General features: G+C 42.7%; 27 protein-coding genes. 18 read left to right on the top strand and 9 right to left on the bottom strand.

What is annotated here, in order from left to right; genetic code table 11:
- The first annotated feature begins 1 nt into the window (after nucleotide 1).
- Together GNE05_RS20755 and GNE05_RS20750 are read left to right on the top strand one after the other, a co-directional pair.
- Entirely contained in the window at nucleotides 2–787 is a 786-nt protein-coding gene (locus GNE05_RS20755; RefSeq protein ID WP_160183176.1) for an SAR2788 family putative toxin, read from the top strand.
- Between the two features lie 62 nt (nucleotides 788–849).
- Nucleotides 850–1,308 carry a hypothetical protein gene (locus tag GNE05_RS20750; RefSeq protein ID WP_014419373.1) on the top strand — a complete coding sequence of 153 codons (459 nt, stop codon included), beginning with the start codon at nucleotides 850–852 and terminating at the stop codon, nucleotides 1,306–1,308.
- 128 nt (nucleotides 1,309–1,436) lie between these two features.
- Here the strand turns inward: GNE05_RS20750 and GNE05_RS20745 are convergent, their stop codons facing one another.
- Nucleotides 1,437–1,982, bottom strand: a complete 546-nt coding sequence (locus GNE05_RS20745; protein ID WP_014419372.1) for a hypothetical protein — start codon at nucleotides 1,980–1,982, stop codon at nucleotides 1,437–1,439.
- Between the two features lie 304 nt (nucleotides 1,983–2,286).
- On the opposite strand from GNE05_RS20745, the gene GNE05_RS20740 reads away from it, so the two are divergent.
- Genes GNE05_RS20740 through GNE05_RS20730 form a run of 3 tightly spaced genes read left to right on the top strand, consistent with a single transcriptional unit; the run spans nucleotide 2,287 to nucleotide 3,832 of the window.
- Nucleotides 2,287–2,739: a hypothetical protein gene (locus tag GNE05_RS20740; RefSeq protein WP_022554050.1), complete on the top strand. Its 453-nt coding sequence runs from the start codon at nucleotides 2,287–2,289 to the stop codon at nucleotides 2,737–2,739.
- Between the two features lie 14 nt (nucleotides 2,740–2,753).
- Nucleotides 2,754–3,182, top strand: coding sequence for an NUDIX domain-containing protein (locus GNE05_RS20735; RefSeq protein ID WP_022554049.1), 429 nt, complete (start codon nucleotides 2,754–2,756; stop codon nucleotides 3,180–3,182).
- A gap of 2 nt (nucleotides 3,183–3,184) precedes the next feature.
- Entirely contained in the window at nucleotides 3,185–3,832 is a 648-nt protein-coding gene (locus GNE05_RS20730; RefSeq protein WP_021494604.1) for an HAD family hydrolase, read from the top strand.
- Nucleotides 3,833–4,077: 245 nt separating this feature from the next.
- Here the strand turns inward: GNE05_RS20730 and GNE05_RS20725 are convergent, their stop codons facing one another.
- Complete coding sequence (locus tag GNE05_RS20725; RefSeq protein ID WP_021494606.1) at nucleotides 4,078–4,944, bottom strand: DUF1259 domain-containing protein; 867 nt, start codon at nucleotides 4,942–4,944, stop codon at nucleotides 4,078–4,080.
- Nucleotides 4,945–5,279: 335 nt separating this feature from the next.
- Entirely contained in the window at nucleotides 5,280–5,711 is a 432-nt protein-coding gene (locus GNE05_RS20720; RefSeq protein WP_160183175.1) for a GNAT family N-acetyltransferase, read from the bottom strand.
- 120 nt (nucleotides 5,712–5,831) lie between these two features.
- Here GNE05_RS20720 and GNE05_RS20715 point away from each other — a divergent pair, with 120 nt between their 5' ends.
- From GNE05_RS20715 to GNE05_RS20680, 8 genes are all read left to right on the top strand, one after another.
- On the top strand, nucleotides 5,832–6,284 hold the full coding sequence (locus GNE05_RS20715; RefSeq protein ID WP_160183174.1) for a MarR family winged helix-turn-helix transcriptional regulator: 453 nt from the start codon (nucleotides 5,832–5,834) through the stop codon (nucleotides 6,282–6,284).
- A gap of 182 nt (nucleotides 6,285–6,466) precedes the next feature.
- Nucleotides 6,467–7,345 carry a YitT family protein gene (locus tag GNE05_RS20710; protein ID WP_014306188.1) on the top strand — a complete coding sequence of 293 codons (879 nt, stop codon included), beginning with the start codon at nucleotides 6,467–6,469 and terminating at the stop codon, nucleotides 7,343–7,345.
- A gap of 137 nt (nucleotides 7,346–7,482) precedes the next feature.
- On the top strand, nucleotides 7,483–7,917 hold the full coding sequence (locus tag GNE05_RS20705; protein ID WP_004393037.1) for a MarR family winged helix-turn-helix transcriptional regulator: 435 nt from the start codon (nucleotides 7,483–7,485) through the stop codon (nucleotides 7,915–7,917).
- A 13-nt stretch (nucleotides 7,918–7,930) separates the two neighbouring features.
- Complete coding sequence (locus tag GNE05_RS20700; RefSeq protein ID WP_004393039.1) at nucleotides 7,931–8,569, top strand: nitroreductase family protein; 639 nt, start codon at nucleotides 7,931–7,933, stop codon at nucleotides 8,567–8,569.
- Between the two features lie 30 nt (nucleotides 8,570–8,599).
- A complete protein-coding gene (locus GNE05_RS20695) occupies nucleotides 8,600–8,968 on the top strand; it encodes a DUF1304 domain-containing protein (protein WP_058906496.1) in 369 nt (122 codons plus the stop codon).
- Nucleotides 8,969–9,269: 301 nt separating this feature from the next.
- A complete protein-coding gene (locus GNE05_RS20690; protein ID WP_053285368.1) occupies nucleotides 9,270–10,163 on the top strand; it encodes a DMT family transporter in 894 nt (297 codons plus the stop codon).
- Between the two features lie 91 nt (nucleotides 10,164–10,254).
- A complete protein-coding gene (locus tag GNE05_RS20685; protein WP_021494615.1) occupies nucleotides 10,255–11,472 on the top strand; it encodes an MFS transporter in 1,218 nt (405 codons plus the stop codon).
- 50 nt (nucleotides 11,473–11,522) lie between these two features.
- Nucleotides 11,523–12,032, top strand: coding sequence for a DinB family protein (locus GNE05_RS20680; protein ID WP_021494616.1), 510 nt, complete (start codon nucleotides 11,523–11,525; stop codon nucleotides 12,030–12,032).
- A 77-nt stretch (nucleotides 12,033–12,109) separates the two neighbouring features.
- Here the strand turns inward: GNE05_RS20680 and GNE05_RS20675 are convergent, their stop codons facing one another.
- The 5 genes from GNE05_RS20675 to GNE05_RS20655 form a co-directional block, all read right to left on the bottom strand.
- Nucleotides 12,110–12,772, bottom strand: a complete 663-nt coding sequence (locus GNE05_RS20675) for a GntR family transcriptional regulator (RefSeq protein ID WP_104843016.1) — start codon at nucleotides 12,770–12,772, stop codon at nucleotides 12,110–12,112.
- A 79-nt stretch (nucleotides 12,773–12,851) separates the two neighbouring features.
- Complete coding sequence (locus tag GNE05_RS20670; RefSeq protein WP_160183173.1) at nucleotides 12,852–14,396, bottom strand: glycoside hydrolase family 32 protein; 1,545 nt, start codon at nucleotides 14,394–14,396, stop codon at nucleotides 12,852–12,854.
- Between the two features lie 73 nt (nucleotides 14,397–14,469).
- Nucleotides 14,470–15,891, bottom strand: coding sequence for a glycoside hydrolase family 68 protein (locus GNE05_RS20665; protein WP_014419358.1), 1,422 nt, complete (start codon nucleotides 15,889–15,891; stop codon nucleotides 14,470–14,472).
- Nucleotides 15,892–16,237: 346 nt separating this feature from the next.
- Nucleotides 16,238–17,176: a DMT family transporter gene (locus tag GNE05_RS20660; protein WP_370530878.1), complete on the bottom strand. Its 939-nt coding sequence runs from the start codon at nucleotides 17,174–17,176 to the stop codon at nucleotides 16,238–16,240.
- A gap of 162 nt (nucleotides 17,177–17,338) precedes the next feature.
- Entirely contained in the window at nucleotides 17,339–18,268 is a 930-nt protein-coding gene (locus GNE05_RS20655) for a manganese-dependent inorganic pyrophosphatase (RefSeq protein ID WP_004393053.1), read from the bottom strand.
- Between the two features lie 206 nt (nucleotides 18,269–18,474).
- Here GNE05_RS20655 and GNE05_RS20650 point away from each other — a divergent pair, with 206 nt between their 5' ends.
- On the top strand, nucleotides 18,475–18,846 hold the full coding sequence (locus tag GNE05_RS20650) for a winged helix-turn-helix transcriptional regulator (RefSeq protein ID WP_007615010.1): 372 nt from the start codon (nucleotides 18,475–18,477) through the stop codon (nucleotides 18,844–18,846).
- A gap of 36 nt (nucleotides 18,847–18,882) precedes the next feature.
- Here GNE05_RS20650 and GNE05_RS20645 read toward each other — a convergent pair whose 3' ends face one another.
- A complete protein-coding gene (locus GNE05_RS20645; protein ID WP_007407913.1) occupies nucleotides 18,883–19,368 on the bottom strand; it encodes a spore coat protein in 486 nt (161 codons plus the stop codon).
- A gap of 133 nt (nucleotides 19,369–19,501) precedes the next feature.
- On the opposite strand from GNE05_RS20645, the gene GNE05_RS20640 reads away from it, so the two are divergent.
- From GNE05_RS20640 to rplI, 4 genes are all read left to right on the top strand, one after another.
- Nucleotides 19,502–19,654: a hypothetical protein gene (locus tag GNE05_RS20640; protein WP_004393059.1), complete on the top strand. Its 153-nt coding sequence runs from the start codon at nucleotides 19,502–19,504 to the stop codon at nucleotides 19,652–19,654.
- 243 nt (nucleotides 19,655–19,897) lie between these two features.
- A complete protein-coding gene (locus GNE05_RS20635; RefSeq protein ID WP_160183172.1) occupies nucleotides 19,898–20,833 on the top strand; it encodes a YybS family protein in 936 nt (311 codons plus the stop codon).
- Nucleotides 20,834–20,863: 30 nt separating this feature from the next.
- Nucleotides 20,864–22,843, top strand: a complete 1,980-nt coding sequence (locus GNE05_RS20630) for a DHH family phosphoesterase (RefSeq protein ID WP_012118906.1) — start codon at nucleotides 20,864–20,866, stop codon at nucleotides 22,841–22,843.
- On the top strand, nucleotides 22,840–23,289 hold the full coding sequence (gene rplI, locus GNE05_RS20625; protein ID WP_004393063.1) for a 50S ribosomal protein L9: 450 nt from the start codon (nucleotides 22,840–22,842) through the stop codon (nucleotides 23,287–23,289). The genes GNE05_RS20630 and rplI overlap by 4 nt, the downstream gene beginning before the upstream one ends.

The raw sequence follows: 23,289 nt of genomic DNA, 5'->3' as shown, positions 1-23,289 counted from the left end.
AATGAAATGTTTTAAAAAGAGTATTGCAGTTATTTTAAGCCTAGTATTAACTTTCACTTTTATTTTACATAATGAATCAAAAGCTGAGGCTTTAAACAATAAGGATTACCAAATTGTAACAAACGATGAAGAGAAATTAGTAATCACAGCAGAAAAAGGCGGAGTTAAAGGTTTAATGACTTTAGATAAAGAAAATATGAAACTTTCATTAATAACCGATGAAATTTCGCAGAAGACTGGTGAAAAAGGTAAAGAATATAAAGTTAATATTGAAAATGCTACAAATGAGAAGATAGAAGCAACTTTTACTGATACGGAATCAAATAAAAAATATGAGATTAATTCAGATGAGGTAACAGCTTCTTTTGTTTGGTTTATACCTATAGGAATAGTTATTGGAGAGGCACTTTTAGCGCATTTAATTTCAATTGGATTAGCTGTGACTATTTCAGGAGTGACTTATGTTGCCTATTCTGAGTTTAAGAAGCGTAAAAGAACCTATTCTCATTATATGGCAGTAAGAAAGTCTAAAGGATTATTTATCGGTAATGGTTTGAAAAGACCTGCTGCAATTGCACGCCTTAAAAGGGGTGATGACACTTGGTCTACGTCGAAGAACAATGCCAAATCTATTGCTAAAGCCGCAAGTCCGATTAAAAAAATAGTTGGTCCGGAGATAGATAAAAAGGGTAAAGGTAAACATTATCATTATCACTCGATCTCTAGGTATAAACATGGAAAAGGTGTCCGTATGAAAGCTCATGCTTTCTATGGTGCAGCAAGATAATATAGATTAATTTATAAACATCTAACTTTAAAGTAATTAAAAGTTAGGAGAAGGAGGTAACTATGTTAATTATTGATCACAACCCAAAGGATCAGCTGTATTCAGAGTTAATTGATTTGGCTTTCGAAATTTGCGACGAATTTCATTTAGTTTTAAGAAAAGATATGGGATCTTTAAAATCATTTGATCCTCTGTTAAAAAAACTTGAAAGTTCGTTGAAAGTAATGAAAGAGCAATCAGAATGGGCCAGTACTATTCTAGGAGACAATCAAAAAGCAAAAGTTTATTACTATTATACAGATGAAAACGCAAAAAACATTCTGAAAGAATCCGCAAATTCTTTATATGCTTGGGAGCAGCCACATTTACCAGAAGACTTGTCTTTTTTCAAAGATGGAAAGGAGTGGTTGGTAACATGCTCTCATGAAGAAGAAAGTTATATCGATACTGAAGATGATAAAGAAATACAAAGAATATTGAGTATACCAGGATTAAAAGTGCATTTTGAAAAATGGGATTAAAATCATTCAACTTTTTATAAAAGAGTTGCATGGTTTTTAGTGAATAATAATATATATAAGTAAGGAAACCGTATAGAATGGTTTCCTTACTTATTAAACTAACATTATTCAATTGGGATTTTTCTTGTTTATTTCTTGACTAATACATATTGTTTATCTTCCAAATAGAATATATGACTAAGGTGATTTATATCTTTAAACTTTATATGTTTTCCAAATTGTAAAGTATTTAAATTGATAACTACATCCATACTGTCATCTTTATCTTCATCTTCATATCCATCTAAGCAGGAATATATTTCAACTGATTCACCTTTTGACAAGTGTTTTTCAATGAAAAGAAAAAGTGATTTAATAGATTTACGTTGGCCAGGTGTATTGTTGGCGTGTAAGTACCCTTGTAATTCATATATATAAGGATGTGTGAATTTGTTTCTGACTGCTTCATATCCAGGATCTAAATGAACAATATCAATTCCGTATGCATCTTCTTCTGTGTCATAAACCTTTACAAGTGAATTTTCGCTATTCTTTCGATTTTTTTTAAATTGAGAGCGTTTGTTGACATCAATTCCTTTTATTTCTAGTTCGGAGATGGGCTTAAGTGTAGGATTCCTGCCATACTCACCAATAGGAAGTTCTTTGTCAGCCCCAATAAAATGATGTAAAGTCAATCTATTTCCTCCTTTATTTTATACAACTAAAATACTCAATCTGACTTTGGATAATGAGATCTTTTTTGTTGTGTCTAACTATGATACTCCGTGTTTGCTTGCCTCATCAAGGCTTGATAATGTTTGGAGGCTGAAGATGGATGATGTGACTGATTTTTAGGCACAAGTTTTTCTTTAGGGAAAGAGGAACCGAATTGAATTAATTTAATTGTTATATTGCCGACGCATACTCCATCAATGTCCATTTAGATTGTATGTTTACAGCTGCAGCTTTTTCTTCGACTATTTCTAACGTTCTTTCAAGTTGATTATATATGTATCCGGAAAATTAAGTATACCGTTTGACCAATTCCAGCGTTATGAAGGTTTCGTTGCCAGAATACCAACAATTGAAGAAAAATTGAAGCAGAATAGCATTAAATCTACTCTGCCGGATGCAGCGCCAACAAATCTGCATTGGGTTCTTCCTCAATATGTAACAGAAGCAGTGGAGGAATTTTTAAATCATTTGTCTTTATTATCTGAAGACCTAATTAATGGTGATACCTTACTGCACGCTCCGGTATGGGAACTATGCTGGGATCGTGTTCAAGCAGAAGAGGGTCTTCGTACCAATGTACCTGGATTCTATGTTGCCGGAGATGCCATTGGATGGGCACGCGGAATTATTCAAGCAGCGACTACTGGAATCGTTATTGCAAGAGATATTCTTAATGATAAAAAACCTTGCAATAAGGAGCTGACATCTACTGTCTAAAAGGAGGACTAACAGTGGAAAAAACAGAGCACCCAAGAGTGGGAGTCGGAGCATTTATTCTGAATGAGGAACAGGAATTACTTTTAGTTTTACGAAAGAAGGACCCTGAAGCTAATCATTGGAGTATACCCGGCGGTAAAGTTGAGTGGATGGAAAAGGCAGAAGATACAGTTATCCGTGAAATAAAAGAGGAAGTAGGGGTAACTATTCAGGTTGATTCTTTACTTTGTGTCACAAACCATATTTTACATGATGAGGAGACTCATTGGGTATGTCCGACGTATCAATGCAGTATTCAAACTGGGACTGTAAGAAACTGCGAGTTAAATGCAATAATTGATGTTGGCTGGTTTTCTCTTCAAAATTTGCCTGATCCCTTAACGTTAACTACTAAAAATGCTTTAGAGAGTTATCTTATTAAATTTGAAAGTCAGAGAAAATAAAAATGCATACAATTCTATTCGATTTAGATGGAACCTTGGTAAATAGTGAATGGTTGGCAAAAGAGGCTTATAATCATGGAATTGAAACAGTATTAAAGAGAAAATTAACGAATGAAGAGAGAGAGTCTCTTGTCGGTAAGCCTATTGCGGTTTTTTTGAGAAGATTTCCAAACGAGGCAGAGCAAATACGTTCCTCGATATTGCAGTATTTCGAAAATAAAATCCATCAAATCAGACCGTATCCGGGTGTTATCTCTTTGCTGGAAAGTTTAAGTGAAAGAGGATATGGTTTGGGGATTGTGACCTCACAATTGAAAAAATTTGCTTATGGCGAGTTAATCAATAATAAATTAGATGGGTTTTTTAAAGTCGTTCTCACGGCTGAAGATTGTGATGAGTACAAACCGAGTCCTAAGCCATTACTAACAGCGATAAATCACTTACGTGCAGATATAAGCGATTGTTTATATATTGGAGATCAAATGACAGATATTGAGGCAGCTCATGCTGCTGATATGAAAAGTGCGGGCGCTTTATGGGGAGAGGGGAATCTTACACACTTATCTGCAGCTTCACCGACATACTTTGTAAAAGAACCCCATCAACTTCTTCGGATTCTGCAAGACAAAAACTATTCCGCTGCTTTTTAACATTCTCACATTAAAGGATTCAGGATAAAAAAGCCGCCGACAAAGCGGCTTTTCTTAAGTTAAGATGCCAAATATAAAAAAAGGCTAACCTCTGCTCTCCTTGTTTTATTCAAACTTCAATCTGTATGGCTAGGTCTTTCCTAGAGGCACATAGGCTTGGTTTTTGAAGAGTAAATCTTTTTTGTTTTCGGTTGATCATATGTAAAAGCGATTATTTTAATCGCTTTTTGATACTTCAAAACATGCTAAGCTTTGACCTCTTTATCAGTAAGCACTCTTAAAGCATCTCTCACTTTTAAGGCGAAGTTGACAGGTTTATCAATCGATTCGAAATGAATATACATCAGTCTCGGTTTATCAAACAGCCAGTGATTGTGAAGTGACGTTACAGTCAGATCATGTTTCCGAAGGACGCTGATAAATGGATTGATTTCTTTTTGCAGAATTACAGTTTCTCCGCTGCAAAGAGCACGGCCGTCTTTTGTCATTGATTCAAATGAAAACATTTGCGGAATGAGCAAAAATGATCTTCCGGGCCGTCCCAGTACTACTGGTTTTATATTCGTTCGGGATCTCATTACTGTACAAATTCCATTTTCAAACGTATGCATGGTTCCGCCTAGAATATCGTTGAATTCGTCACAAAGACCATGCCGTTCAATCATTTCCCCGTCAGTTTTTGGTACCGCACGCACAGTTTTAGTAGTTAGAACTCTCAGGGCCTCTCTCACTTTTCTTGCAAAATTGAGAGGTTTATCAATTGATTCAAAATGCATAAACATCAGACGCGGTTTATCGAACAGCCAATGGTTATGAACGGCAGTTACGATGATACCGAATTTGCGCAGCTCACTCATTAACGGGTTCACTTCTTCTTGCAGTAAAACAGTCTCACCTAAACATAAAGCTCTGCCTTCCCGATCCATGCTTTCAAATGAAAAGGCCTGAGGAATAAAAGGAAATGCCTCGGCTCTTCTTCCGAGTACCACCGGATGAATGTTGCTTCGAAATCTTGTCGCCGTACATACGCCATTTACGACACTGGGCGTTGAATTGAGAATTCTAGCAAATTCTTTGCAGAGCCGTGATGGCTCCATACTCGTTTCTTCCACTTCATATCTCCTCCTGGAATCTATTTATAACGTACTTAGTATTAAAGATATGTGAAGATAGAAAGAATGTAACGCGTCAGCAGTCCATATTAGAGAGAATCAGCCTTTCTTGCATAATTCAGGATTTCATTCCCTTTTTATAATCTCTTTAACTGTTAATTTTTAATAGATTAAAAGCTTTTGATCGGACTATTTAAGAAATGAAAACACTATAAATTGGTAGTTTTATCCTGGGTTTGATTTTTTTAAGGCGTTCAGGCTAAGAAAAAAAGCCTTTATACAAGGCTTTCGGTAAATAATTCATACAGCCGTTTGGCTGCTCATTCAGTGACAGCTCACAGCTCTTTTGTCATTAAGACATGCGGGATGCCGTCTTCCATAAATTCCGGTGAATCTGTCTGATAGCCCAGTTTGTGATAAAAGCCTTCCGCATGTGTTTGTCCATGCAGTTTACATTGGGTGATGCCTTTTTCTTTTACCATGTTTTCTAGTTCGCTTATGATTACTTTGCCCAACCCGTATTTTCGGTAAGGTTTCAGGATGCAGATTCGTTCGAGCTTGCCTGTATGGTTTACGATGCGGACCCGTCCTGTGCCGGCAGGCTGATTTTCATGATAAACCAAGACATGCCCGCACTGTTCCTCAAGCGTATCGAACTGATCAAATTCATCGGATTCAGGTACATGCTGTTCCTCAATGAATACTGCTTTTCTAATCTCAAGCGCTGCTTGCAATTCAATTTCCGTTGTTATTCTTTTTATCCTCATGATCAATCAATCCTTTTCACATATTAATCTGGACTGCACGGCTTGCTTGTGGTCTTATAGAAGTAACGATAAAACAATTATATTGCAAATGCAACAAAAATATGAAAGGTTTGAAAAGATATGACTGATATTTTGCGGGAAATCGGCATGATCGCACGGGCATTGGATTCCATCAGCAATATTGAATTTAAGGAATTAGACTTAACAAAGGGGCAGTATCTCTATCTTGTGCGTATATGTGAAAACCCGGGAGTGATACAGGAAAAACTGGCGGAAATGATTAAAGTTGACCGAACAACAGCGGCGAGAGCGATCAAGAAACTGGAAATACAAGGATTTGTTGAAAAGCGTCCTGATGATCAAAATAAAAAAATAAAAAAACTGTTCCCGACCGAAAAAGGGAGAAAGGTTTATCCGTTATTGCAAAGAGAAGGAGAGCACTCTGCGGAAGTAGCCCTGTCCGGCTTTACGTCTGAGGAAAAACAAACCATTTTCAGCCTTCTTCAGCGGGTGAGAAAAAATATAGAGCATGATTGGGAATATGTGAAGAAGGGAAACAAAAGAGACTATTAATGGATGATAATTCCTTTTACTGAATGATTGCGTTGTGAATGATTAAAGTCATAAATGGATACGTTATCTGTGAAATCTCCTTCCTCGGTTCCTGCTTCAACTAGCCGATAGGCTTATTTTTAACGAAAAGTATCAATTATGGTATATTTAAATAAGACAAAATAATTGAAGCGGGGAATGATATGAGTACAATCGAAAAACAAAGACGTAAGAAATTCAGAGCGAAATCAATCGTACGGGCCATCATGGTCATCATCGGCGGAATTATTGCCGCGTATGGACTGGAAACCGTACTGATTCCGAATAGTGTATCTGACGGCGGTGTAACCGGACTCAGCATTGTCGGTTCACAGCTCTTTCATTTGCCTCTTGGGATCTTGATTGCGGTGATCAATATACCGTTTGTCTGGTTAGGATATAAGCAAATCGGGAAAGGTTTTGCGTTTCTATCAATTATCGGTATTGTCTCACTTGCCGCGGGCACGAGTTTTTTCCACCACACGCCGGCTATCATTGAGGGAGATACCCTGTTAATCACCGTTGTCGGCGGGATTATTCTCGGCTTGGGAATGGGATTGGCATTGCGCAACGGCGGCGCCTTAGATGGAATTGATATGCTGGCTGTGCTTCTGTCACGGAAATTGCCGTTTGGCACGAGCGATCTCATTTTATTTTTAAACATTTTTGTGTTTATTTTTGTTTCTTTTGTATTCGGGCTGCAAGGCGCATTGCTTTCCGTCATTGCTTACTACATCGCATCCAAGGTGATCCATGTGGTTGAGGAAGGCTTAAGCGGTTCTAAAACATTTCAGATTATCACCAACGAGCCTGCATTAATGGTAGAGACCATTCGTGAAGAATTGGGCCGGAGCGCTACGTATAAAGAAGCATACGGCGGTTTTTCTCATGAAAAGTTCAAAGAAATCACATGTGTCATCAACCGTTTGGAAGAAACCAAACTGAAGGAAATTATTAATGACATTGATAATCAAGCCTTTGTGACGGTATATGATGTCGCTGAAGTAAAAGGCAGTAATTTCAGAAAAATCCATAATCATTAAGAAGGAGCTGCCGTTCACCGGCAGCTTTTTTTAAAAAAGGAGAAAAAACTTGCAAAAAAAGAATGGCGGCTGTATATTATTGATATATCAATCATTGACTAGTCAATTAATTGCGCAAAAGAAAGTAGGGATGGGTTTTGACAGCATGTTGTTCAGAGGAAGGCGAGATTTTGTATCAGCTCCAATCACTGCACAAAGTGATCGGCACGAAGTTTGAAGCGTGCACCGGAATCAGCCAATCCCGCCTTGAGCTTCTTGCCGTGCTTTTTTACGTCGATGAGATCAGCCAAAGCGATCTTCAGAAAAAGGTGAATATTGACGGCGCAGCCGTGACAAGACACTTGAAACAGCTTGAAGCCAAAGAAATGGTCACAAGAAGGCGGAAGCCCGAGGACAACCGAATTATACTTGTCCGGCTTACTGATCAGGGGCGGGAGAGAATTGAGGCTTCCAAAAAGGAGAAAGAGCGTTTCATAAAGGAAATGCTTGCCGGTGTCAGCGAGGAAGAACGCAGTATGTTAAAAAACGTATTGTCGCAGATGCAGAATAATATAGAAAATATGAAAGCATAGGAGTGTATTACACATGAAAACAGAACTGAAAACAAACGACTTTATGGACATTATGAAAGGGCGCCGTTCCATTCGGAATTACGATCCGGCCGTAAAAATCAGCAAAGAAGAAATGACTCAAATTCTTGAAGAAGCAACGACAGCGCCGTCTTCAGTCAACGCGCAGCCATGGCGTTTCCTCGTCATTGACAGCCCGGAAGGAAAAGAAAAACTCGCGCCGCTTGCCAGCTTTAACCAAACACAAGTCAGCACATCATCTGCGGTGATCGCGGTTTTCGCAGATATGAACAGTGATGACTATTTAGAAGAAATTTATTCAAAAGCGGTCGAACTGGGCTACATGCCGCAGGAAGTAAAAGACAGACAAATCGCTGCTTTGACGGCGCATTTTGAAAAACTGCCGGAGCAAGTGAACCGTGAAACGATTCTGATTGACGGAGGTCTCGTTTCCATGCAGCTGATGCTTACGGCACGCGCGCACGGCTATGACACAAACCCGATCGGCGGCTATGATAAAGAAAAGATTGCCGAGGTTTTCGGAATGGATAAAGAGCGTTATGTACCGGTCATGCTGTTATCAATCGGAAAAGCGGCAGACGAAGGATATGCTTCCTACCGTCTTCCTATCGAAACAATCGCACAATGGAAATAAGGTTGAAGTGAAGCTGAGAGGAGAGGGACAGTGGACATAATTGCGGCTGTTTTCGTCGGAATTGTAGCTTTAGAACATATATTTATCATGATACTTGAAATGTTTTTTATCAATTCGAAGGCTGCCAAGCGGTCTTTCAAATTGCCGAAGCATTTAGAAGGTGATCGGAATGTGGCGGTCATGTTTGCAAATCAAGGTCTGTATAATGGATTTCTGGCTGCCGGCCTCATTTGGGGACTGATCCTCGGAGCTGATCCGATTGGCCATATGATTCAAATGTTTTTCGTCATCTGTGTGGTCATCGCGGCCATTTTCGGAGGCTTTACTTCAAACAAATCAATTATCGTAAAACAAGGACTTCCGGCTGTTCTAGCGCTTATTTTTCTTTTAGCGGCGTAGCAGACGGAGTGAGGGCTTCCGGAATGGGAGCCCTCTTTTTTTATTCTGTTTTGAAAATCATTCCTGATAAATGGGTGATTCCGGTCGCTTGTTCTTAAGATGATAGATTAATTTGAAAGCCGATGCCTGCGCGCATCGGCTTTTTTTCGGGTGATAGAAATACATTTTAGTATATAAAACAAAAAGGGAAACTGCTCACAGAATCGAAATAAATAATATTCGCACTAAGGAAAGGTGTAAATCTATGAGCAAAGTCTAAGTGAATACTCCGCCAAAACTAAACCATCCGTTTCTCGCCGGAATGTTGTTTATGATTGTTGGTAGGCTGTGTTTTGCCTCAAAATCGATCTTTATTAAGTGGGCTTACACATTCGGAGCCACCCCGGAGTCAACGCTATTTTTCAGACAAATGATTGCAACCCCTCTTTTTTGCATCATTTTTCTTATGTATCGTGCAAAATTATCTGAAAAACCGGCAAAGGCTGATATAGTCAGAGCAGGGATCACGGGTCTGCTCGTTTTTTTTCTATCACCGCTGTTGGACTTTATCGGGCTGCATTATGTTTCAGCTATTGTAGAAAGGATGCTCGTTATGAGTTATCCGATTTTTGTCATGATTATCTCTTTTTTCGGAAAAATGGAGAAAATCACCGCTGCAGACATCATTTCTGTCGTTGTGGTCAGCATAGGAATCTTTTTTTCCATTGGCGGCTGGAACCTGCACGAATTGAGTGCTAATATATTTGGCGCTTTTCTCGTTCTTCTGTCGTCCGCGGTTTACGGACTTTATTTGGTCTTATCCGGTCAGCTTGTTCGCAAAGTAGGGAGTATCCGTATGAATGCATATGGGATGTCCTTAGCAAGCATTGCCATGGTGCTTTTTTTAATCGCAAGAAAGGGTTTTGGCTATCAGACAGAGCTATGGTCGTTTCAGCCACCCGTATATTTCCTTTTTTTAATCATTGCTGTATTTACAACAGTCGTTCCTTTTTTATTTATGCTGGAAGGTATCAAACGGATTGGGGCAGTAAGAGGGTCTTTGATTTCAATGATGGGCCCGATCATCACAATCATCTTTGGCGCTTTTTTCTTGGGCGAGCGCTTAACATGGATACAGTGGATAGGCTGTTACATTGTCCTAAGCATGATTACTTTTTCGGAAGGCAGAAAGATCAAATTAAAGGTGAGAGCCTGACATACGAAAGCCTCCCACTAAGGAGAGAAAGTAAACGAAAAAATAAGCCGATGCCTGCGCGCTTCGGCTTTGGGGAGTGAGGTTGCTGAGGATGAATATGAAGAGAGCGTATTATGCTATTTTATACAGCCAGACCGCTATCAACTTGGGGTTCTCACTTTATACGATGGCTGTCATCTTGTTTTTGTTTACAAAAACCGGTTCGACGGCGATGGCCTCTCTTATGACGTTCGTCAGCATTGTATGTCGCGTATTGGGCAGCGCCGTTTTGCCGCTGGTCACCGGCCGGTTCACGCTTCGTTCTTTGTTAATCAGTTCTCAATTGATACAGATCACACTGTTAGTCTGTTTGTTTTTTGTCATCCAAACCGGTTCATCCGCATTCTTTTTTCTGCTGTTTTGTCTGATCGGAGGCATTTCTTTTTGCAACGGATGGTTTGCTCCGATAAAAAGCGCGCTGATTGGGGAAATCATTCCTCCTGATCGAAGGGCGAAAGCGAACGGTTTATTATCTGCGGCGGATCAAACCGTTCAGTTTGCGGGGTGGTCTCTCGGCGGCGTCATCATAGCGTTCTTGGGAGAGAGCGATACAATGATCGTCACTGTCATGTTATTGGTTTCTTCGCTTTTGGGCATCATTCTGTTTCTTCAAGTACGCATGTGTGCGCCGGCAGCAGTCAGGGAACGTTCCCTTTTTGCAGATGCGGCAAGCGGCTGGGTGTATTTATTTCAGCAAAAACAGCTCAGGGTTCTCATTGTGATGGATGTGATCGAATCGTGGGCAGGCATGATATGGATCGGGTCTGTGTCCTTAACTTATGTGCATGACGTCCTTCATAAAGGAGAGGCTTGGTGGGGGTATGTCAACGGAGTCTATTATGCGGGGACGATGATCGGCGGACTGATCATCTATAAGTTATCCGGTAAGTTTCAGCATCATCTCATTCCGCTTATGCTGACGGGAGCTTTGGCATATGGAATGTTCACGTTTATTTATGGGTTGATCACAAGCGCCGTTGCGGCCCTTTTTCTGGTGCTGTGTATGGGGCCGGCTTGTGTATTACGAGATCTCACGCAGGAAACATTACTTCAAAACATCACGACCGAAAAGACACGGGTCAATATATTAGCGGCGAGATCAGCTTTAGTTCAGTTCATTTTTATGTTTTCCATTATCGGAACGGGGGTTATCTCGGATGTATTCGGCGTGCGGTTTATTTATATTGGCGCAGGCCTCCTCTTATTAATTTCGGCTTTTATCGGATTTTCTCAGCTGCGAATGAAGAAGATGGTACAAAGCCGCATGTAGTTTAGTATAATTAGGAACGTACGTTCTATACCGAGAGAGGAGAGGGTAATGTGGGACATCTGGCACTGCAATTGTATGATTATCATCTTTGGGCAAATCAGCAAATATTCACCCGGCTTAAAGAGCTTCCGGAGGATGTGTATCGTAAGGAGATTCAAAGTGTCTTTCCGTCGATAGCCGGTGTATTGACTCATGTGTATCTGTCGGATAAGGGGTGGTTTGATGTGTTCTCCGGAGAGCGTCTGGAGGATACGCTGAAATCAGCTGAACAGCAAAAAGAGGACATCTTGTCTAAAGAGATAGAAGAGCTGGAAGATATGTTCTCGGAATTATCAGACCGGTATCAATTATTTTTGCAAAAGGAAGAAAATATCAGTCTCCCCCTTGAAATAGAGCATCCGTCAGGTGACATCATGAAAACCGCAGCGGCCGATATGATCCTCCATGTTGTGAACCACGGAACGTATCACCGCGGGAATATAACAGCCATGCTCAGACAGATGGGGTATGCTTCTGTGCCGACGGATTACGGTATTTATTTATATATAAACAAAAAGTAAACAAGACAGCCAACGCGGCTGTCTTGTGATATCAGTAAAAAAGCCAAATCATATGAGTGATTTGGCTTTTTCGTTTGCTATGCCATGTTCTGCAGCCGTTCTAAACTGTTTTTCCAATTCGCTTCAAGCGCTGTAAAAGCAGCGGCGGCATCTTGCTGTTCTAATGCGTGAATGATATCAGAGTGTTCATTATATGATCTGTTTAAAGCGCCGTTTTCACTGAAATAGCGGATTTCCATTCTCTGAATTTTGACTTTCAGGCTTACTAGCAATTTGTGAAGTTCGGCGTTGTCCGCAAGCAGAATGATGCGATGGTGAAATGCATTGTCCGCTTCCAGGATGGCCGGTTTATCGCCGTCTTTCATCATTTGAAGAAGATTTTCATTCAGCTGTTTCAATTCCTGAATCACGGCATCGTCCACATGCGGGAGAGCTTGCTGCAATGCGAGTTTTTCAAGCGTCCAGACGATGGAATACAAGTTTTCCGCTTCTTTTAACTCAATCGGAGCGACAAGCGTCCATCTGTTCGCTTTTGTTATCACCAAGCCGTCATCTTCCAGCCGCAATAAGGCTTCCCGTATCGGGGTGCGGCTGATTCCCAATGTTTCCGATAAATCCTTGTCCTTTAACTTTGTTTCCGGTTTGAGCTTGCCCGTTATGATCCAGTTTCTGAGTGTGCGATACACTTCGTCCCGCATGATGGTTCTTTTCAGCACAGGTTCTTTGTTTTGATTATCCAATGGAACACCTCATGAATCGTAGTATACATATTTGCATTTTACCACAGTCCGGGCGCTGGTTAGAAATGAAGAGGGACGTCTAAGAATGAATCGAACCGAGATGCTTCATCTCAATATGCTGAAAGTCAGCGGAGCCGCCTTCAGAAAAGAGCGTGATTCCCTGATCTTCGTGTTTTGGGAACACTTCATTTGTCAGAACGGTTTTTCCGTCGTCTGCAAATACTTCAATACTTGTTTTGTCTACGAGAATTTTCAGATGGACACGCCCTTTGTTTCCGTCAAATGGGGCTTTGCTTTCGGCGTATGCACCGGTTTTATCAGGCTGGCCTGTAAACGATCTGTTCACATAGGCGTAGCCGCCTTCTGCTGAAATACCGACATCAATATGCCGGCTTTGGTCTGCTGATTCTCTGAGTCTGACGCCTGCATTTTTGATATCTGACCAAGCGATATCCATATCAAGCTGATATGTATCGCCTTTGATCGGCAGTGTCTCTGAACCGTTCACCTGTTTGTGTTCTATGCTGTCAGTTGAAGAGGTTAATTGGTTCAATGCTTCAACCGGCTCTGACACAAGGCTGTATGTGCCGCCGTCTTGCTGCTGAAGGCGGATTTCACGGACGATAGAATCCGTGCCGTTAAAGCCGTTTTTTAGTGTCGGTGTTTCATTCGGATAATCCCAATTGTTCATCCATGCCAGCGCATAGCGTTTTGTCAGCGGATCTTCGCTTTTACCGTCCTCAAATGTGACGCCGCCGTACCAGTCAAAGCCGTAATCGAGCCATTGCGGTTCTTCTTGATCGGCGGTAAATTCCTTCCCGTCAAAGTTTCCGGTCCAATACGCGTACGTATTCGGTTTGCCTGCGGGTTTGCCGTTTGCGCTTACGCCCAGAACCCACTTGGCTGTTTCGTCATCTCCACGCATCATATAAAGGTCGGGGCATTCGACGAGACCGATCTGCTGAGTGATAAAACCGCCCGTGTAAGTCCAATTTTTTAAATCGGGTGATTCATAAAAACCGATTTTTTCGCCTTCGGCCATGGCCATCACCCATTTGTCATCCTGTTCATCCCAGATCACTTTCGGGTCCCGGAAATCCTTAGTTCCCGGGTTTTTCATCACGGGCTGATCACTATAGGAAGTAAACGTTTTTCCTTTATCCATGCTGTACCATAAATATTGTTCCTGGGCTTTTGTTTTGGCTGTCGGCTGCGTTGTGACGGCGACCAGCGCGTTTTTGCCGAAGCCCGCCGTGTTGTGCTTGTCAATGACGACAGAACCGGACCATATATCGCCGTTTTCGTTGGTGTATTTCGGAATAGCCGTGCCTTCGTCCGTCCAGTGCACCAAGTCCTCTGATACGGCGTGCCGCCATTCTGTGCCGTTGCCGTTCGGGTAATCCCGATTATAAAGATAGTAGTAATGATATTTCCCCTCGAAAAAAATGGGCTTTTGAGGGTCGTTTTTCCATTTGTCCGGGGTCGTAAAATGATACGCCGCCCGGTAATCCTTCTTATGCTCCGTGTTTGTGTCAGAGGAATTGTGGGTTTTGTTCGGCAGTAAGCCGACAAACAAGAACGCACCCAAAAAGATCAATATTACAATGGGCCATTTTCGTACCATGATTGAATTCACCATCTTGTTGAGAAATAAAAGAAAATGCCAATGAAGCATCGGCATTTTCTTTTTGTTGTTATTAGTTGTTAACCGTAAGCTGTCCTTGTTCAAGGATACTGTTTTTGACAACGGATGTTTTCTTGTTTTTGATGTTCAATAAGAAGCTTGGCGCAAATGTTGCCTTTTTATCCTCAAAGAAGCCTCTGTTTGTCATGTAGCTTGTGATCACGACATTGTTGCCTTTGGCTTGCGGCACTGCGAAGTGAGAGTAAGTGAACGTCACATCGTTAGGATCAAGACCCATTTGCAGCACAAGACCAGTTTTGTTCAGCGGCTTGTAAGGACCTGTTAAAGAGTTTGATACATAACCAAGCATGTAAATATCGTTTGAGTTAATACCGTCGATCGTCATTTTTGAACCGCGTGAATCAGTGAACAGGTACCATTTGCCGTTCATTTTGAAAACATTCGCGCGCTCGATTTCATCAGTTACCGTGTTTGAAGTGATCAGCGGCTTCATGACTTTTTTCAATGTGTAGTCATCGTTTAACTCTACGATACCGAGGGCGCCGTTCGCTAATTCAGCATCGCGTTTTTTAGCACTTTGCTGAAGCTTCTGACTTTCTTTACGGAAGAAGTTTGTGCTGCCGCCGTAGTACGCTTTGTTAAATAAAGATTCTTCGCCTTGGTATCCGTTATCTGTTCCCGTGTTGGCTTCGAATACAAGGTATTTATGGCCTTTGTCTTCAACGTAGTGAGGGTCTCTCAGCGTGTGGTTGTCGCCGGATGTATAGTTCCCTTCATCGATAAACTGCTGAACGTTTTGATATGTTTTTCCGTCACCGTCAAAAATCGTTTTATGATCTTCCACTCCGTTGATCTTGAGCGTGTCATCAGATTTTGACACATTTACCTGCGCCGTTGTCAGGCTTTGTTTACCGTAATGTGTACCGGAAAAGTCAGTGTAGAATAAACGGATTTTTCCGTCAGATGTAAAGGTTGCAGAACCGGACCATTCTTGTGTCTGTTCTTTCAGGATTTCATCGTTGGCGTCGAACTTATCGCTGTCTTTAAAGACACGGCCCGCGTTTTTCCAGCTGTCGATCGAGTTGTCGCCGACTTTTTGATAAAACATGTAGATGGATGTGTCATCAGCGTCTTTCGGGCTTCCCGCTAAAGCAAACACGACGTGATAGCCGTTGTATTCAGCTACTGTTCCGTCAGCGTTTTGGAGCGGCCAGCTGTCCCACACATCCAGTCCTTTTGCGGACTCGATATTTTTAATGGTTGATTGGTCGAATTGAGGCACTTGGTATTTTTCACTTTGCTGCTGTTTAGGGATCTGCAGCATATCATGGCGTGTGATATGAGAGACGCCGTACGTTTCTTTGTAAGGTTTTTGGGTATTTTCTTTCGCGAAGGCTTGAGTCGCTCCCCCTGCCAGAAGTGCAGTCGTAAAAGTTAGAACTGTGGCTTGTTTTGCAAATTTTTTGATGTTCATGTTCATGTCTCCTTTTGTATGTACCTTTTTTTGCGATCTGCCGATTCGATCCTCCTGCATCCATGGATGGCAGGTTTGTTACAGAAAAAAGACCTAAAATATGTAAGGGGTGACGCCAAAGAATACACTTTGCCCTTAACACATTTTAGGTCTTGCCTGCTTTATCAGTAACAATCCTGCATGATTTACTTGTCGACATCATTCTATTAGAGTCTGATTCTATTGACAACTGGTCTATTTTCCTCTTTTGGATGATAGTAAAATGAAAAAAGACCTTTTAATTTATGGGTAATTGAGACTAAGGTGTGCTCTGAGCCTAGGAAAAAACCTCTCTAAAAAAGAGAGGCTATTTTTTCTTGATAGATAATAAAGCGATGGTGGCTAAAATCAGCAAAGTACCCAGCCATTCTGATATTCCGAAGGGAACATGCAGCCAGATAACAGCTAAAAAAGCTGCCGACAGCGGCTCCGCACAGGCGAGCAGGCTGGTTTCAGAGGCACTCAGATATTTCAGGCTTTCCAAGTAGCAATAAAAAGCGATGAGCGTCCCGAAAATGATGATAAACACAATCGCAGCATATGCCGGCAAGGACCACTCGCCTTCAAATTTCCAGGGCGGGCGGATCAAGCTGAGGGCGGCTCCGCCGATCAGCATGCCCCATCCGACAATAATGGCCGATCCCCATTTCTTCAGCAGACGATGCGGCTGAAGGGTGTAAAATGCCAGTGCAAACGCCGAACTGATGCCCCAAAAGACAGCCAGACCGGATATGGACAGGCTTCCGACATTCCCGTGCGTGACCAAAATGAATGTGCCGGCAACCGCCAATAAGACGGCGAGAAGCTCTTTTGCTGAAGGTATTCTCTTTGCGCGAATCGCTAAAAAGCATGTAATGATCGCTGGCCCTAAATACTGAAGAACGGTAGCAGCGGCCGCGTTGCCGTACTCAATTGCCGCGAAGTAGGTGTATTGAACGCCTAACATTCCGAAAACCCCGAATAAAAGAAGGGGAATTCTGTCCCGTCTGTCTTTCCAAACAGCCCATATCCGTCCTTTTTCTTTGCGGTACGCGATGCCGAGCAGAAGCGCCCCTGACACCAGAAGGCGCACTGAAGTCAGCCATTCTGTATTAAAATGGCGGTGCTGGAACAGATACTGGGCAACCGTTCCCGAGACCCCCCATAAGATAGCTCCTGTCAGCACAAGCCAAATGCCTGTTGTTCGTGAATAAGAATGAGCAGCGTGTTTTTCCAGGATAGACCCCCCCGATTCTGATGTTGTGATATTGACTTACAATAATTAGGAAAACGAACGCCTTTCATGTGATATATTATATATTGTATATCAAATCCCGTCAAAATGATTTTCGGAGAAAGCGCTTACGAAACGGCCGTCTGATGAATGAGCAATAAAAAAACACCCCGGCGGGTTTCCGGGGTGTTTTGGTTATTCTGCAATCGCGTCTGTTAAAACAGGGACGACTTGTTTCTTTCTGGATACGACGCCTTTTAAAAGAGCCGTGTTGTTTTCTAAAGTCACGTTGAATGCTTTTTCCACTTTTGACGCTTGATCACCGATGGCAAGCGCAAGGGAATCGTTTTCCAGAATATCCGTAATCACGAGAAGGAACAGGTCAAGGTTCTTCTCAGCAATTACTTTTGAAAGGGCCGCTTCTAATTCCGGCTGCCGCTTTTTCACATCTTCAATATCAACTGTGTTGACTTGGGCGATTTCGACTTTTTTGCTGCCGAGCGTGAACTCTTTCGCATCAAGAGAAATCAGTTCTTCCACAGTTTTTTTGCTTAAGTCGGCGCCCGCTTTCAGCATGTTTAAGCCGTACTCTTCCGCATCTACGCCGGCAATTTCAGCAAGCTCTTTTGCCGCTGCGATATCTTGCTCCGTGCAAGTCGGAGATTTAAATAACAGAGAGTCGGAAATGATTGCTGACAGCATGAGGCCCGCAATTTCTTTCTCGATTTTCACGTTATTTTCTTTGTACATTTTGTTTAAAATTGTAGCCGTACAGCCGACCGGCTCAGCACGGTAGTAAAGGGGTTCCGCTGTTTCGAAGTTGGCGATACGGTGGTGGTCGATAACTTCAAGAACCTGAACGTCTTCGATATCCTTGATGCTTTGCTGGCGTTCATTGTGGTCAACAAGGATGACGCCGTTTACTTCGTTTGCGGCTGTTTCCACCAAACGCGGGCTTTCCTGCTTGAAATAATCAAGCGCGTATTGTGTTTCGCCGTTGACTTGTCCGAGGCGGACGGGCTCAGCATTGAAGCCGAGTTTATTTTTTAGATCAGCGTAGGCAATGGCAGAGCAAATGGTATCTGTGTCTGGGTTTTGATGTCCGAAAATAAGAATTTTTTCCATAATAACTCCTTGTCCTTTTTTGTAGTGTAAACAATCTTTTTATAGTTTAACACGTCTTGAGGAGGGTGTAATCTTCAAAACCTTAAAAATTGATGTGAAAAAGAAGCATTTTTGTTGAGAGTTGGGGAGGGTTGCGAGTAAAATACTGGGTAAGTCAGATGCTAATCAGCATATAGTATCAAAAAAGGTACTATGGAGGATGAAAAATGAACATATATCCGAATAAAGAAGGTTGTCCGGTTGAACTGACGCTTTCCGTTATCGGCGGAAAGTGGAAGGGTATTTTGTTTTATCATATGATCGGCGGAAAAAAGCGGTTTAATGAGTTTCGGCGCATTTGTCCCAGCATTACGCAGCGTATGCTGACGCTTCAGCTTCGCGAGCTCGAGGCGGACGGCATCGTGCATCGCGAGGTATATCAGCAGGTGCCTCCAAAGGTGGAGTATTCTCTTACCGAATTCGGCAGGTCGCTGGAACCGATCGTTTTGCAAATGAAGAAATGGGGAGATGCCAACCGGGAGTTTCTCGAGGCATACCGGGAAAAAACGTCTCCTCAAGATCAGTCCGCTCAAAAATAAGAAGCAGCAAAGGATTAAATTCCTTGCTGCTTTTTTTTATTTCATCGCGATGGCCTTTCTGGCGTTGCGCACGTCATTCTTCAGCAATTCGCTCAGGTTGTAAGCCGGATATTGACCGCGTTCTTCCATATACTCAAAGACCATTTGGTGCCACTTGATGGCCGCGTTTAAGTGCTTGACGAAAACATGTCTTAATTGAGGTGTGGCCGTCTCTGTAATGGCTCCGGCGTAATTGCGGACAGACGTTTTGGCCAGAATGAGCAGGCCGCCGCTGTAAAAGGAAGAATCAGCGCGCTCTTCTGTTTCATCCTCACGAAAAGCGGGAGCTTCAGGGAAGAAAGGAAGCAGTTCACGCAGATTTTGTTCGAGCGAATGGATGGAAAATCTGTAAAGCTGTTTTAATCTGGCATCGCTTACGTCCCGCTCTGTTCTTTTTAATTTCACAAGTCCGTTTGCCTGGAAAGCTACTAACTCATGCAGTTCTAATGTTTCATGCCATGCTAATGTTCTCCGCTCAGTCATGGTGTAAGAATCTCCTTTATCCTTCATTTTCACTTTCAGCATATGCCCCGGTCCCGATGTTGTTCCTGATGTTTTGAAGTTTCCAGAAAGGGAAACTCAATGTAAAGGAAATACGAAATAGAGGTGAAACTATATGTGGGACATGATAAAGAACTTCTTCCTTTTCAGCAGCGGGGTTTTGCAGGCGACCACTCTCTTACTTATCGTTATCGTCTTGTTATATGTACGAAAAACCAAAAAGAAAAACAGAGATACTTCTGGTTTCATGGATGATCAGGATCACTGATACAACGGGCATTCTTTCACTGGGATGTCCGTTTGTCTGTTTTCATGTTTCACATGGAACATTGCGGCTGTCCGCGCTCATTTTACTTGCGATTTCGACTTATGTTAAAATATATACGTGTATTTTGGAGAGTTTATGGAAAATTCAGGTCTTGAAAGAGACATTGCGGCGTCAAAAGAGCAGTCGTCTAAGCTGCTCTTTTCTATTCGTATGTTCGAATGATACAAGGTTTGAGGTGAGTAAGTGAAAAATACAAGGGCTCTATTAGAAGGCGCCATTTTGATCAGTATTTTTGCAATCATTTCCCTTTTGGTCGTGTACCTCCCTTTACTGGGGGCAATTCTTCTCTTTGCTTTGCCGCTGCCGATCATTCTTTACACCATTCGGCACGGTCTGAAGCCCGGGGTATGGATGGGGCTTGCCAGCCTTCCTGTCAGCTTTATTGTAGGTTCGTTTACCGGGCTTACAGGCGCTTTTACGGCAGCCTATACGGGAATCGCCATGGGATATTATTTTAAAAAGAAACAGCCCGGCTATGCGGTTGCTGCCGGCGCTATGGCGTATGTGCTGTGCGGCGTCGTTTTTTTTGTGGTCAGCATCGTGTTTCTTAATATGAATGTGATCGATACCACCATGTCCCAGCTTCGGGAGTCGATGTCTTTAGCAGAAACCATGTCAAAGCAGCTCGGTTACGGAGATCAGTTCGGGAAGCAGATCAAGCTGATGGAAAGTCAGCTGAGCACGGTTCAATATCTTTTTCCGACAGTGCTCGTATTGACCGGCATCGTTTTTTCTTTCCTCAGTTATGCTATGGCAAGGCCGCTTTTACGGCGATTTTCCCCTGATCTTCCGAAGATGAAGCCTTTTAGAGAGCTCAAACTCCCGCAAAGCGTTGTCATTCTGTATTTTATTGTGACGATATTAGGGTTTCTGCCTTTAGAAAAAGGGCATATGCTGTATTCGGTTTCATTGAATGGGGGATTTATTCTCAGCTTGCTGATTTGTATTCAAGGGTTAGCGTTTATTTTTTTCTATTGCCGCGAAATGGAGATGCCGAAAGCCGTTCCTGTTTTAGCAATTGTGCTGGGTGTGCTTTTTCCGCTCATCTTGTCCGTGTATCTCCTCTTAGGCATCATTGACATAGGCTTTAACATAAGAAATAAGGTGACGCGAAATTGAGTGTGACTTACAGGTGGGGAGTTGATAGAAATGCCTAGTTTTTATGAAAAACCGTTGTTTCGGTATCCCATCTATGCATTGATTGCATTGTCAATCATCATAATCCTCATCAGCATTTACTTTAACTGGCTGATAGGAGCCATCGGCGTTGTGCTGCTCGCCGTGATCTTGTTTTTCATTAAGCGTGCGGATTCTCTGATCAGAAAAGAAATTGACGATTATATCTCCACGTTATCGTATAGATTGAAAAAAGTAGGCGAAGAGGCATTAATGGAAATGCCTATCGGGATTATGCTGTTTAATGACCAATATTACATTGAGTGGGCGAATCCGTTTTTGTCTTCCTGTTTTAATGAAAGCACGCTCGTCGGACGGTCGCTGTATGACACATGCGAGGCCGTCGTGCCGCTGATCAAGCAGGAGGTCGATTCGGAAACGATCACCTTGAATGAGCGGAAGTTTAAAGTAGTGATTAAAAGAGATGAGCGCCTGCTTTATTTCTTTGATGTGACAGAACAGATTCAGATTGAAAAGCAGTACGAAAATGAGAGAACCGTGCTGGCATATATCTTCTTAGATAACTATGATGACGTCACACAGGGGCTGGATGACCAAACGAGAAGTACGATGAACAGCCAGGTCACCTCATTATTAAATGCGTGGGCGCAGGAGTACGGCATTTTCCTGAAACGGACGTCCTCGGAGCGGTTTATCGCGGTGTTAAATGAACACATTTTAACGGAGCTTGAAAACGCGAAATTTTCGATTTTGGATGAAATCCGAGAAAAAACATCCGTTCACACTGTATCTTTGACCCTCAGCATCGGGATCGGCGCATCGGTTTCTTCCTTGAAGGAGCTTGGAGATCTGGCGCAGTCCAGCCTGGATTTGGCTCTCGGCCGCGGAGGCGACCAAGTGGCGATCAAAATGCCGAACGGCAAGGTGAAATTTTACGGCGGCAAAACGAATCCGATGGAGAAGCGCACAAGGGTGCGCGCCCGGGTGATTTCTCACGCGCTCAAGGAAATTGTCTCAGAAAGCAGCAATGTCATTATCATGGGGCACAAATTTCCTGATATGGACGCAGTCGGAGCCGCAATCGGAATATTGAAGGTGGCGCAGGCCAACGGCAAAGACGGCTACATCGTCATTGATCCGAACCAGATCGGATCAAGCGTTCAGCGTCTGATTGAAGAAATTAAAAAATATGAAGAGCTGTGGTCGCGGTTCATCACGCCGGAAGAGGCGATGGAAATTTCAAATGACGACACGCTGCTTGTCGTCGTTGATACACATAAACCATCCCTTGTGATGGAAGAGCGTCTCGTGAACAAAATCGAGCACATCGTTGTGATTGACCACCACCGCAGAGGCGAGGAATTTATTAAAGACCCGCTGCTCGTTTATATGGAGCCATATGCTTCATCCACCGCAGAACTCGTGACGGAGCTGCTTGAATACCAGCCGAAGCGGCTCAAAATCAATATGATTGAAGCGACGGCCCTGTTAGCTGGTATAATAGTGGATACAAAGAGTTTTTCCCTTCGCACGGGCTCGCGGACGTTCGACGCCGCTTCTTATTTGAGAGCGAAAGGCGCAGATACGGTTCTGGTGCAGAAAGTTCTCAAAGAATCGGTCGGTTCTTATATCAAGCGGGCGAAGCTGATCCAGCATACGTCTCTTTATAAAGAACATATCGCGATTGCTTCTCTTCCTGAGAACGAAGAGGAGTACTTTGACCAGGTGCTGATTGCGCAGGCGGCTGATTCCCTCTTATCGATGAGTGAAGTGGAAGCTTCATTTGCGGTAGCCAGACGGGATGAGCATACGGTGTGCATCAGTGCGAGATCGCTGGGTGAGGTCAATGTGCAGATTATTATGGAGGCGCTGGATGGCGGAGGGCATTTAACCAATGCGGCAACCCAGTTATCGGGCATTTCTGTCTCAGAAGCGCTCGTCCGGCTGAAGGAAGCCATTGATGAATATTTTGAGGGAGGCGTTCAGAGATGAAGGTTATTTTCTTACAAGATGTAAAAGGTAAAGGAAAAAAAGGCGAAATGAAAAACGTAGCAGACGGTTATGCACATAACTTTCTCATTAAAAAAGGCCTCGCTGTCGAAGCAAATGCGACAAACATCAGTGCATTGAAAGGACAGAAAGAAAAAGAGAAAAAAGAAGCGATTGCCGAGCTTGAAAGAGCGAAAGATTTGAAAGAAACGCTTGAACAGCTGACTGTTGAGCTGAGTGCCAAATCCGGTGAAGGCGGCCGTCTATTCGGATCTGTCACAAGCAAACAAATTGCAGAAGCGCTGCAAAAAACGCATAAGATTAAAGTGGATAAACGGAAACTGGAGCTCCAAGACGGTATCCGCACACTGGGATATACAAACGTTCCTGTAAAGCTGCACCCTGAAGTTCAGGCTGTGCTGAAGGTTCACGTAAAAGAAGAAGCGTAA

Origin of the sequence: Bacillus sp. AM1(2019) (genome assembly GCF_009906915.1) — a bacterium.
Lineage (GTDB): Bacteria > Bacillota > Bacilli > Bacillales > Bacillaceae > Bacillus > Bacillus velezensis.
Note: the sequence above shows the minus strand (reverse complement) of the source record. Positions and strands in the feature narration are given on the sequence as shown.

Bases quoted from the DNA above. Each gene is read 5' to 3' on its own strand.
- GNE05_RS20755 (WP_160183176.1), top strand. From the start codon at position 2: ATGAAATGTTTTAAAAAGAGTATTGCAGTTATTTTAAGCCTAGTATTA.
- GNE05_RS20750 (WP_014419373.1), top strand. From the start codon at position 850: ATGTTAATTATTGATCACAACCCAAAGGATCAGCTGTATTCAGAGTTA.
- GNE05_RS20730 (WP_021494604.1), top strand. From the start codon at position 3,185: ATGCATACAATTCTATTCGATTTAGATGGAACCTTGGTAAATAGTGAA.
- GNE05_RS20720 (WP_160183175.1), bottom strand. From the start codon at position 5,711: ATGAGGATAAAAAGAATAACAACGGAAATTGAATTGCAAGCAGCGCTT.
- GNE05_RS20715 (WP_160183174.1), top strand. From the start codon at position 5,832: ATGACTGATATTTTGCGGGAAATCGGCATGATCGCACGGGCATTGGAT.
- GNE05_RS20710 (WP_014306188.1), top strand. From the start codon at position 6,467: ATGAGTACAATCGAAAAACAAAGACGTAAGAAATTCAGAGCGAAATCA.
- GNE05_RS20700 (WP_004393039.1), top strand. From the start codon at position 7,931: ATGAAAACAGAACTGAAAACAAACGACTTTATGGACATTATGAAAGGG.
- GNE05_RS20690 (WP_053285368.1), top strand. From the start codon at position 9,270: ATGTTGTTTATGATTGTTGGTAGGCTGTGTTTTGCCTCAAAATCGATC.
- GNE05_RS20685 (WP_021494615.1), top strand. From the start codon at position 10,255: ATGAATATGAAGAGAGCGTATTATGCTATTTTATACAGCCAGACCGCT.
- GNE05_RS20670 (WP_160183173.1), bottom strand. From the start codon at position 14,396: ATGGTACGAAAATGGCCCATTGTAATATTGATCTTTTTGGGTGCGTTC.
- GNE05_RS20665 (WP_014419358.1), bottom strand. From the start codon at position 15,891: ATGAACATCAAAAAATTTGCAAAACAAGCCACAGTTCTAACTTTTACG.
- GNE05_RS20655 (WP_004393053.1), bottom strand. From the start codon at position 18,268: ATGGAAAAAATTCTTATTTTCGGACATCAAAACCCAGACACAGATACC.
- GNE05_RS20650 (WP_007615010.1), top strand. From the start codon at position 18,475: ATGAACATATATCCGAATAAAGAAGGTTGTCCGGTTGAACTGACGCTT.
- GNE05_RS20645 (WP_007407913.1), bottom strand. From the start codon at position 19,368: ATGACTGAGCGGAGAACATTAGCATGGCATGAAACATTAGAACTGCAT.
- GNE05_RS20640 (WP_004393059.1), top strand. From the start codon at position 19,502: ATGTGGGACATGATAAAGAACTTCTTCCTTTTCAGCAGCGGGGTTTTG.
- GNE05_RS20630 (WP_012118906.1), top strand. From the start codon at position 20,864: ATGCCTAGTTTTTATGAAAAACCGTTGTTTCGGTATCCCATCTATGCA.
- rplI (WP_004393063.1), top strand. From the start codon at position 22,840: ATGAAGGTTATTTTCTTACAAGATGTAAAAGGTAAAGGAAAAAAAGGC.